This window comes from Microcystis sp. M079S1 (assembly GCF_020246425.1).
GTDB lineage: Bacteria > Cyanobacteriota > Cyanobacteriia > Cyanobacteriales > Microcystaceae > Microcystis > Microcystis aeruginosa.
This window is the reverse complement of the sequence record NZ_JADBSZ010000071.1, coordinates 1-8,648: the sequence shown is the minus strand read 5'-3', so window position 1 is coordinate 8,648 and position 8,648 is coordinate 1. Positions and strand designations below refer to the sequence as shown.

The 8,648-nt window shown below is 39.8% G+C and carries 12 protein-coding genes; 7 read left to right on the top strand and 5 right to left on the bottom strand.

Translation table 11 applies throughout. The features are described 5' to 3' along the window. Positions 1 to 109: 109 nt before the first annotated feature. Genes IM456_RS04450 through IM456_RS04435 form a run of 4 tightly spaced genes read right to left on the bottom strand, consistent with a single transcriptional unit; the run spans position 110 to position 1,587 of the window. Positions 110 to 340 carry a hypothetical protein gene (locus tag IM456_RS04450; protein WP_149988061.1) on the bottom strand — a complete coding sequence of 77 codons (231 nt, stop codon included), beginning with the start codon at positions 338 to 340 and terminating at the stop codon, positions 110 to 112. Positions 341 to 369: 29 nt separating this feature from the next. Further along, complete coding sequence (locus tag IM456_RS04445) at positions 370 to 837, bottom strand: DUF2589 domain-containing protein (protein WP_149988062.1); 468 nt, start codon at positions 835 to 837, stop codon at positions 370 to 372. Further along, positions 834 to 1,358 carry a DUF2589 domain-containing protein gene (locus tag IM456_RS04440; protein WP_149988063.1) on the bottom strand — a complete coding sequence of 175 codons (525 nt, stop codon included), beginning with the start codon at positions 1,356 to 1,358 and terminating at the stop codon, positions 834 to 836. Before IM456_RS04440 ends, IM456_RS04445 begins: the two co-directional genes overlap by 4 nt. After that, entirely contained in the window at positions 1,345 to 1,587 is a 243-nt protein-coding gene (locus IM456_RS04435) for a hypothetical protein (RefSeq protein ID WP_149988064.1), read from the bottom strand. The genes IM456_RS04440 and IM456_RS04435 overlap by 14 nt, the downstream gene beginning before the upstream one ends. A 793-nt stretch (positions 1,588 to 2,380) precedes the next feature. Between IM456_RS04435 and IM456_RS04430 the strand changes: the two genes are divergently transcribed. From IM456_RS04430 to IM456_RS04400, 7 genes are all read left to right on the top strand, one after another. After that, positions 2,381 to 2,608 (top strand): hypothetical protein, encoded by a 228-nt coding sequence (locus IM456_RS04430; protein ID WP_045356058.1) that lies wholly within the window; start codon positions 2,381 to 2,383, stop codon positions 2,606 to 2,608. A 2-nt stretch (positions 2,609 to 2,610) separates the two neighbouring features. After that, positions 2,611 to 3,045, top strand: a complete 435-nt coding sequence (locus IM456_RS04425; RefSeq protein ID WP_149988065.1) for a type II toxin-antitoxin system VapC family toxin — start codon at positions 2,611 to 2,613, stop codon at positions 3,043 to 3,045. Positions 3,046 to 3,255: 210 nt separating this feature from the next. Further along, positions 3,256 to 3,627: a hypothetical protein gene (locus tag IM456_RS04420; RefSeq protein ID WP_149988066.1), complete on the top strand. Its 372-nt coding sequence runs from the start codon at positions 3,256 to 3,258 to the stop codon at positions 3,625 to 3,627. Continuing rightward, positions 3,627 to 4,061: a type II toxin-antitoxin system VapC family toxin gene (locus tag IM456_RS04415; protein WP_149988067.1), complete on the top strand. Its 435-nt coding sequence runs from the start codon at positions 3,627 to 3,629 to the stop codon at positions 4,059 to 4,061. Before IM456_RS04420 ends, IM456_RS04415 begins: the two co-directional genes overlap by 1 nt. Before the next feature lie 139 nt (positions 4,062 to 4,200). Then, positions 4,201 to 4,437: a type II toxin-antitoxin system Phd/YefM family antitoxin gene (locus tag IM456_RS04410; protein WP_002769357.1), complete on the top strand. Its 237-nt coding sequence runs from the start codon at positions 4,201 to 4,203 to the stop codon at positions 4,435 to 4,437. 607 nt (positions 4,438 to 5,044) lie between these two features. After that, positions 5,045 to 5,371, top strand: a complete 327-nt coding sequence (locus IM456_RS04405) for a hypothetical protein (protein WP_012263869.1) — start codon at positions 5,045 to 5,047, stop codon at positions 5,369 to 5,371. A gap of 271 nt (positions 5,372 to 5,642) precedes the next feature. After that, positions 5,643 to 7,367 (top strand): diflavin flavoprotein, encoded by a 1,725-nt coding sequence (locus IM456_RS04400; protein ID WP_287693270.1) that lies wholly within the window; start codon positions 5,643 to 5,645, stop codon positions 7,365 to 7,367. Between the two features lie 513 nt (positions 7,368 to 7,880). On the opposite strand, the gene IM456_RS04395 is transcribed toward IM456_RS04400, so the two are convergent. Then, complete coding sequence (locus IM456_RS04395; protein WP_223211016.1) at positions 7,881 to 8,420, bottom strand: 5'-nucleotidase C-terminal domain-containing protein; 540 nt, start codon at positions 8,418 to 8,420, stop codon at positions 7,881 to 7,883. Positions 8,421 to 8,648 lie beyond the last annotated feature (228 nt).

Genomic DNA, 8,648 nt, shown 5'->3' with positions numbered 1-8,648 from the left:
AATTAAAGCAGCTCTAAAGAGTTTTGAGTTAAAAGTTAAACTTCAAGTTTTCATTCAGGACAAATGTACTGATTAACTAATTTTTTGGGGAAAATTAGTTAACCCATCATTATAACATATAATTAATTTGCAAGAGTTCTACTGATGTTCTTTCCAGATTTGCTCCTAAATCGGCTATAGTAGCCGCAGCGTCCGCCATAGCCCTGATCGTTGAGGCAATTTCCGAGGGCGTGGGGCTTTCATTGACTATGGGAGAGCTAGGTGGACTGCTAGACGCAGTAACGGGCAGTTCTGGATGTTCCGAAGGGTTAGGCATATCGGAAGAAGATGGATTTGTCATTGAAATTTCCTCTTAAAAAAAGTAAAAGTTTAGGGGACGTTCCGAGGTTTTAGTCCTCGATCTTGCGGACATCTAACAAAAGTAACTTTTGATAGATTATCTACAATTCTTTGTATTCCTTCTGGCACTGTAGTTCGACGCATTTTAAGTTGAATCGAAAGATGAGTGGAACGGTTGCTACGTCGTATTTTTGCGGATGTAGGGAGTAAATATAGTTCTGATTTTCCTGAATTTGCTTGAAATTCTGCTATTTGAGCGCAACAAGATATCTTAAAATTTTCAACACCCAATAGCGTGACGGGTACAATAGCGGGTTTGGGTAAAGATACTACCCGGTCGCTATCTCCGATGCAGTATGGCATCTGAATTTCAAAGTTATGTGGCGTGTAAGTACCGTCGGGTTCTTCGCTAAATGAAGATTTTAAAAAAAGCCTGATATTTTCAAGCGTCAAAGCTTTAGAGGTTAAAAGACAGGTGCGAATTAAAATCTCGATCATGGTATCCTCGTCGTTAAAGCATCATTTATTCGTGCGACACCTTCTGGCGGAGTGCCCATTTTGTAACGGACTGAGATACGTGCTGGCATACCCGCATATCCACTGTCACTACGACTAAGTCGGAGAGCTAGTCGTCCTTGCTCATTAGTATTTGGTGTAGCATATTCGGTCAAAATACATTCAAAATCAAGGGTTACTTCGTCAATAAGCAGCGAATTGTGTGGAATAAGACTAGCTATCGGCACATGAAGGGGAAATGTAAAATCATCTTCACGGCCAGAATTGGAGAAGTTAGCAATATTCAGAGGTATAGTCTTAGGGTTTAATCCAGAATTTTTTGTATCGCTATTGGTAGAATCCTCCTCAAAATACTCCTTTAAGGTTTCGATGTGTTGAGAGAGTCCAGCCTCATGGGTCTTGAGCAGAGCGTTCTGAATAGCAATGAATAATTCATCTAACCAAATTAAACCTTTTTTGAGAGGTTGTGTGCTGTTGTCATTTTCTTTTCTAAAAAGCTGCATGATTTATACTCCCAATACGTTGTACAAGCGTTTGTAGCAACTTGATCGACTCTTCATTTTTTTCATAGTCAGCCTTTAGACGAGCATTGCAATGCGCACATTTGATCTCATTGGAGCTTAATATGTCATATATTGTTACGTTAATTTTTTCACCGCACATACATGGAATAAGAAGCGAGCCAAAAAGGTTTTCAGAATTGTCAAATTTTGAATTTGGAATTGCTGCCATAACTTACCTACAGATCAAAAAGCATTTTGAATTTTAAACATTTTGGACTATTTTTAAGCTAAAGTTAATGAAATTTACCATATTGAACAATTTAGCAAAAATACTTCCGCAAAACAACCAAAGTTTACCAACTTAAGGAAAAAATTCGTAAAATCCCCCAAATCCCTACCCCGCCTAAATTCCAGCCCCTCCACCCTCCCGCAAAAATCCTTAACTTGGGAAAAATCCCCAACTTTACCAACTTAAGCCCAAGCCTTGTCAAAATATCCTGACAATCTCCCCACTCTCCCAACCCCAAACTTCTACTTCATACCCAAGACCACAAAAACCGAGATGGAAATATCCCACTTTTGTCATCTGGACAGGCTAGAGAGCTTACCCCACAGTAAAAATGAGTAGCGCATCTTGCCTGAGCAAACTTGGGACGATCCCACAGCGACGAACCTATAATGAAAAAAAGCCAAGCCTTAACAACCATGAAATTAACCCTAAAACCCGAACACTAAAAGCTGATCGAAGCCAAACTAAATACAGGAGGTTATGCCAATCCAGATGAAATCATTGCCGAAGCCTTGCAATTACTGAGTAAATGCGATCGCTATCAACAATGGGCAATCGAGTTTGATCCCCCTAAATCCCCCGTTCGGCTGATCTCACGGCCGAAGCCTTAAAAAAGGGGACTTTCTTGAAGAGGCGAAGGAATTGATGGAGAAACCGCGATACAATCAGCGATCGCCCGATAAATCTCTATAATATTCTATAATATCGAGTATTCCCCCATCCCAAACCAGCCATGACAGCCAAAGAACAACTCCTACAGGAAATCGAAACCGCCTCCGATGAAACCATTGACCAACTCCTCAACTTCCTCCATCAAACCCAAACCACCAAACCGAAACAACCCTTTTGGCAATTTATCGAAGAACTCACCGCCGATATTCCCCCAGAAGTCTTAGAAACCCTACCCACCGATGGAGCCGAACAACACGATCATTATCTTTATGGCACACCAAAACAATAACAATGAAACTCATCTTTGCTGATACTTTTTATTGGATTGCCTTGATTAATCCCAGGGATAACTGGCACTTTATTGCCTTAAATTATGCCCAAAAATATACAGATGATTATCTAATAACTACCGATGGCATTGTAGATGAAACACTCAATTATTTTGCAACTAAAGGTGCGATTATGCGTCGAAAAGCTCTTGCGACCTACTTTCAAATCCGTCAAGAGCCGAACATGGAAATTATTTCTTATACGCCTCAACTCAGACAAGCTGGAATTCAACTATTTGATGAACGTCCTGATAAGGGCTATAGCCTGACAGACTGCATTTCTATGATTGTGATGAAACAAAGGAGAATTGCAGAAGTATTAACCCATGACAAACACTTCACCCAAGAAAACTTTCGGATTTTGTTCCAAGATTCTAATTTTAATAATCTTACTTAGAATTTGATTGCTTAGAGCAGTATTTCATTATTGATCTCCACAGAATCGGGCATCGTCGGGAAATTTATGAGGCATAGCGGCGATCGCCTAACCCTAACTTTCAAGAACAATATAGACTCTTTTCTGCCGAACCTCTTAAATTCAGACTAAACTAGACTATCACTGCAATATCATAGACTTAGTTAAGAAAATTGTTAGAGAACCTTAACCATGCTCAAACATTATGACGTGACCATCGAAGGCGATCATATCCAATGGCTAGGGGAAAAGCCCAAAGCACAGACCCTCCGCGCCATCCTTATCATTGAAGAAGAACCATCTCCCACAACCCAGGTAAAACGAACGACCCCTGCTCATTTAATCGGTAAAGGCAAAACCTTAGGGGATATTGTCAGTCCTATTGTGGATCAAGAGGATTGGGAATGTAAAACTTCCGCCCCTTCCCCGCAAACTAACAAACCGATTTGGGAAATCGCCGATGAAATAATCGCCACCATCCCTGAAGAATCCTTTGACCAGATCCCCACCGATGCGGCGGCCAACTTGGATTACTATCTTTATGGCAATTCTCCTCAAGAATAATGCAGACCCTCTTCGCCGACACATTTTATTGGGTTGCCTTGATTCATGCTAAAGATCAATGGCATAGACAAGTGCGAGCTTTTAGTACGTTAATTCAAGATTATTCTTTAATTACAACCGATTTAGTCTTGGTGGAATATCTCAACTTTTTTGCCAAATTTGATCAACCCATGAAACAAGGTGTCGTCAATTTCTATCGCCAAATCCGAACCTCTCCAAATCTGCAAATTATTAGCGTTGATTCCTATTTAATTCAATCAGGTGTAGAACTTTATGCCAACCGTCTAGATAAAGGCTATAGCCTCACAGATTGCATCTCTATGATTGTAATGAAACAAAGAGGCATTATAGAAGTCTTAACCCATGACAAACACTTCACCCAAGAGAACTTTCGGATTTTGTTCAAAGATTCTAATTTTAATAATCTTACTTAGAATTTGATTGCTTAGAGCAGTATTTCATTATTGATCTCCACAAAATCGGGCATCGTCAGGAAATTTATCAAGCATAACGGTGATCGCTATAATAGCGAATATCTCCCGTCCCCAAAACTCCCTACTCCCTTGACCAGCAATGAAAAGCGTCACCTCAAGTAAATTACAAAATAACCTAGACCAACTGCTCGATGAAATCCTCAACACAGGAAAACCCCTAGAAATTGAGCGCAACGGCAAACGATTAATCATTAGTCCCGTTGAAACCGTAGATAAATTACAAAAATTAATCTATCGTCCTCAAGCCATTATTGGCGATCCCGATGATCTTGTACAAATCAGTTGGGAACAGGAGACAAACCTTGATTTACCTTGATACTCATATTGTTGTCTGGCTTTATGCAGGACTAACTGCTAAATTAAGCGATTGCGCCAAACATCTAATTAACGAGAATTAACTCTATATTTCGCCGATAGTAAGGCTAGAGTTACAATATTTATACGAAATTGGGCGAATTACTGAAAAATCAGACGACATTGTTCTAGAATTAGTAAGTTGCCTTGATTTAAAGGTATGTAAAAAAGATTTTAATTTAATTATCAATCAGTCTGTCATTATTAACTGGACTCGTGATCCCTTTGATCGCTTAATTGTTAGTAACGCTTCAGTAGATAAACATATTTTACTAACCAAAGATTATCACATTTTAAATCATTATGAAAATGCCGTATGGGATTAATCACAATCTATGGGAAATTGATGAAGCATAACGGCGATCGCCCCATTCAATCGCTAAATAACGATAGACTCCCATCGGTTAAGTACATAATAACTGTTCAAGGAGAATCATCGGTGATCTCACCTAGTTAAAATCCTGACTCCTAGCGCAAACTTTAAATCTTGTAAAAAAAGTAATTTTTTGTATCCCCATTGATTACCATAATGGAAAATTCTGCTAATCTCTATGTTGATGAGGTAACTTATGGAACAGTCAAAGGGTAAATCCTCTCGTCAGCGCGGCGTAATCTTAACCTCTATCGGCTACCAAAAACTGCACCGTGCTAAAGTGAATTGGGAAATAAAACAAAACACTCGCTGCACCTTAGACATTCTTAGCCAACACACTGGACTGACTGCCAATACTCTCAGTAAAATTTTTAGTCGCTCTGTCGCCGTTGATAAACGTAGTCTGTGGGTCTGCTTTTCTGCCTTTAATCTCGATTTAGACGGTCAAGATTATTTATCCACTTTTACCCTTGCCTACAAAGACCGCCAATTTTCACATTGGGGGATAAATATGAACTGTTAAAAAGAAGGTGACAGCTAATAAAGGCGTTCAATCGTATCCAAAAGTTAGTTTGGGTCTAGGTTTTAAAAATCCCAGAAAAGAGGATTCATATCTGAAGAGAGCTTTTCTCATAAAGATGAAGTATAAGCTAATTCGGTATCGACGATCGACTCCTACCTGACCATTAAGATAACTGTTATCAGTAATTATGGGAAAATAAATCCCCATATCTTATTTCCTCGTGGCACAATAGAGACAAAGTATAAAAAACTTAACAATAAGGAGAGGTTCGATGGTTGCTACACCAGTCAAAACAAAACGTCTCACCGTGCAGGTGGCCGATCTCACCGCAGACACTACCGCTATTCGTTCCCTCGATTGGGATCGCGATCGCTTCGATATTGAATTCGGATTACAAAACGGTACGACTTATAACTCCTATCTGATTCGTGGGGAAAAAATCGCCCTTGTGGATACCTCTCACGAAAAATTCCGTCAACTATATTTTGATAGCCTCAACGGATTAATTAACCCCCAAGAAATTGATTATTTAATTATCAGTCATACCGAACCCGATCACAGTGGGTTAGTCAGAGATATATTGGAACTCGCTCCCAATATTACCGTCGTTGGGTCGAAAGTGGCAATTCAGTTTTTAGAGAATTTAGTTCATCATCCCTTTCAACGTCAACTGGTCAAAAATGGCGATCAGTTAGACCTAGGCAACGGTCACATTCTCGAATTTGTTAATGCTCCTAACTTACACTGGCCCGATACTATTTTTACCTACGATCACGGTTCGGGAATTTTATTTACCTGTGATGCCTTCGGAATGCACTACTGTTCCGATGATCTTTACGATGAGCAATTAAGTGTTATTGAACCGGATTATCGTTTCTATTATGAATGTTTAATGGCTCCTAATGCTCGTTCCGTACTAGCGGCGATGAAAAGGATGGAACCCCTGGGTAATATTAATCTCGTGGCTAATGGTCATGGACCGTTATTAAAACATAATGTTACTGAATTATTGACCCATTATCGTGATTGGAGTCAGGCACAAACTAAGGCAGAAAAAACCGTCGCTGTTTTCTACGTTTCCGATTATGGTTATAGCGATCGCCTCTGTCAATCGATCGCCAAAGGTATTACTAAAACTGGTGTGGCCGTAGAAACTCTAGACCTGAAATCCGCCGATCCCCAAGAGGTAAAAGAATTAGCTTCTTCCGCGGTGGGAATCGTCATCGGTACTCCCCCCGTTTCTGGTATTCATGCCCAAGAAATTACGGGGAATCTAGGCACAATTCTCGCCTCGGTTAACCCCAAACAATACCTCGGAATGTTTGAATCTCAAGGGGGTGATGATGAACCGATTTTACCTCTATTTAATAAGTTTCGTGAAGTTGGCTTAACCAAAGCTTTCGATCCCATTCGTAGCACAGAAACTCCTAACGAGAGTCTCTATCAACGCTGTGAAGAAGCGGGAACAGATATGGGACAACTATTAACCCAAGAGGTAAAAGTTAAACAAAGAAAATCCCTCGATACTGACCTCGATAAAGCCATCGGACGGATTAGCGGTGGTTTATATATTATTACCACCAAGAAAGGAGACAGAAGCGGGGCAATGGTCGCTTCTTGGGTAACTCAAGCAAGTTTTGATCCTCCCGGTTTTACCGTTGCTGTGGCCAAAGATCGGGCGATCGAGTCTTTATTGCAAGTGGGGGATCAATTCATTTTAAATATTCTGGAAGAAGGCAATTATCAAACCCTGATGAAACACTTTTTAAAACGTTTCGGACCCGGGGAAGATCGTTTTGCAGGAGTCGATACTCGCACGGCTAATAATGGTTCCCCAATTTTAGCCGATGCCCTCGCTTATTTAGAATGTGAGGTAGTTAGTCGTATGGAATGTGCTGACCACTGGATTGTTTACAATAAAGTCGCCGATGGTCGCGTTTCTAAACCTGATGGTTTAACGGCTGTTCACCATCGCAAAGTCGGTAATTATTATTAGGATTCTTGCTTGATTTGACTGGTTGAGAAAATACAGATCAAGATGCTTACTCTCAGCTTTTGAGATGGTTTAACCTCTCAACCAGTTAGTCATACTAAATCCGTTGAGTATAGGCTACATATCAGGAGAGGCAATAGGCACTCTTGCAATAGGCAAAAGGAGCAATAGATAATCAGTTTTTAATAACCGGATTTAGTATCACATCTGATCACTGATTACTTACCCACTGATAACTGATAACTGAGACTAAATCCGTTGATTATAGGCTACATATCAGGATAGCCGAACGGCAAAATGGGAATAGATAATCAGTCTTTAATAACCGAATTTAGTACCAGACGCTTCATGAACTGGAAGTAAAAAAATTGTAGGGTTAATTCATGAATTAACCCTACACATCGTTTCCATTCAGGCGCTTCACAAATTGGAAGCAAGTTTCAAACATTGTTGGATTTGCTAATCGTGCCTAAGTTTCCATTCAGACGCTTCACGAATTGGGTAGAGTCATAAACTCTAGTTAACAAAAGTCCAGCGTCCTTCCACCTGACCGTCAAGAAGTTGATGAGTACTTAAATATTCTTCAAGAACACCTTGGCTTGAAGTAGTAACAACTTTAGCGTTAGCTATTTCTTCAGGCGTGAGATTCAAACTCTTCAGCGAATTTTGATAATGATAATCTTGCACGCAGATTACATATAAACGATCAGCCTCTACAGGTTGTTCATTAATACTGAAAGATTCAATTGCTTTCTTAGTATTGTTATAAACTACTCGAACACCTTTGCTGATTTGATAACATTGACTTTCCCCAGGCTTTCTGTTTTCTGGGCGCAGAAAATGGGTAAATACCTTTGTCAGTTGCGCTCCAGTAACTTTAATTTTATAAAGAGAACCATCATACGGATAAACCTTCTTAAGATCTTCAAGAGTGACCACAGGCCCTAATTCTTTACCTCGTATGGAACCACTACCGACAAGCACGACATCAATCGTATCTATTTCTAAGAAGATATCAGCGATTAAATTACCTAACTCAGTTTCTTGTTCGCGCACGGGATGAGTCAATTTACGATTTAAACGGCTAACAATACGATTGTACTTGCGATCTACTTGTTCTTTGTAGGTATTGATAAAATTTTGGGTTCTTCGTTACTTAGTATGGTTCGATAGGGGGGCATAAATCGACTAAATCCTTATCTGGCAAGAGATTTAATTGATTAGTTCGCTCTAGATCGAAAACAATTAACAAAAATCGCCAAATGTCTTTCTCTATAAGAGTTT

Bases quoted from the DNA above. Each gene is read 5' to 3' on its own strand.
- IM456_RS04450 (WP_149988061.1), bottom strand. From the start codon at position 340: ATGACAAATCCATCTTCTTCCGATATGCCTAACCCTTCGGAACATCCA.
- IM456_RS04445 (WP_149988062.1), bottom strand. From the start codon at position 837: ATGATCGAGATTTTAATTCGCACCTGTCTTTTAACCTCTAAAGCTTTG.
- IM456_RS04440 (WP_149988063.1), bottom strand. From the start codon at position 1,358: ATGCAGCTTTTTAGAAAAGAAAATGACAACAGCACACAACCTCTCAAA.
- IM456_RS04435 (WP_149988064.1), bottom strand. From the start codon at position 1,587: ATGGCAGCAATTCCAAATTCAAAATTTGACAATTCTGAAAACCTTTTT.
- IM456_RS04430 (WP_045356058.1), top strand. From the start codon at position 2,381: ATGACAGCCAAAGAACAACTCCTACAGGAAATCGAAACCGCCTCCGAT.
- IM456_RS04425 (WP_149988065.1), top strand. From the start codon at position 2,611: ATGAAACTCATCTTTGCTGATACTTTTTATTGGATTGCCTTGATTAAT.
- IM456_RS04420 (WP_149988066.1), top strand. From the start codon at position 3,256: ATGCTCAAACATTATGACGTGACCATCGAAGGCGATCATATCCAATGG.
- IM456_RS04415 (WP_149988067.1), top strand. From the start codon at position 3,627: ATGCAGACCCTCTTCGCCGACACATTTTATTGGGTTGCCTTGATTCAT.
- IM456_RS04410 (WP_002769357.1), top strand. From the start codon at position 4,201: ATGAAAAGCGTCACCTCAAGTAAATTACAAAATAACCTAGACCAACTG.
- IM456_RS04405 (WP_012263869.1), top strand. From the start codon at position 5,045: ATGGAACAGTCAAAGGGTAAATCCTCTCGTCAGCGCGGCGTAATCTTA.
- IM456_RS04400 (WP_287693270.1), top strand. From the start codon at position 5,643: ATGGTTGCTACACCAGTCAAAACAAAACGTCTCACCGTGCAGGTGGCC.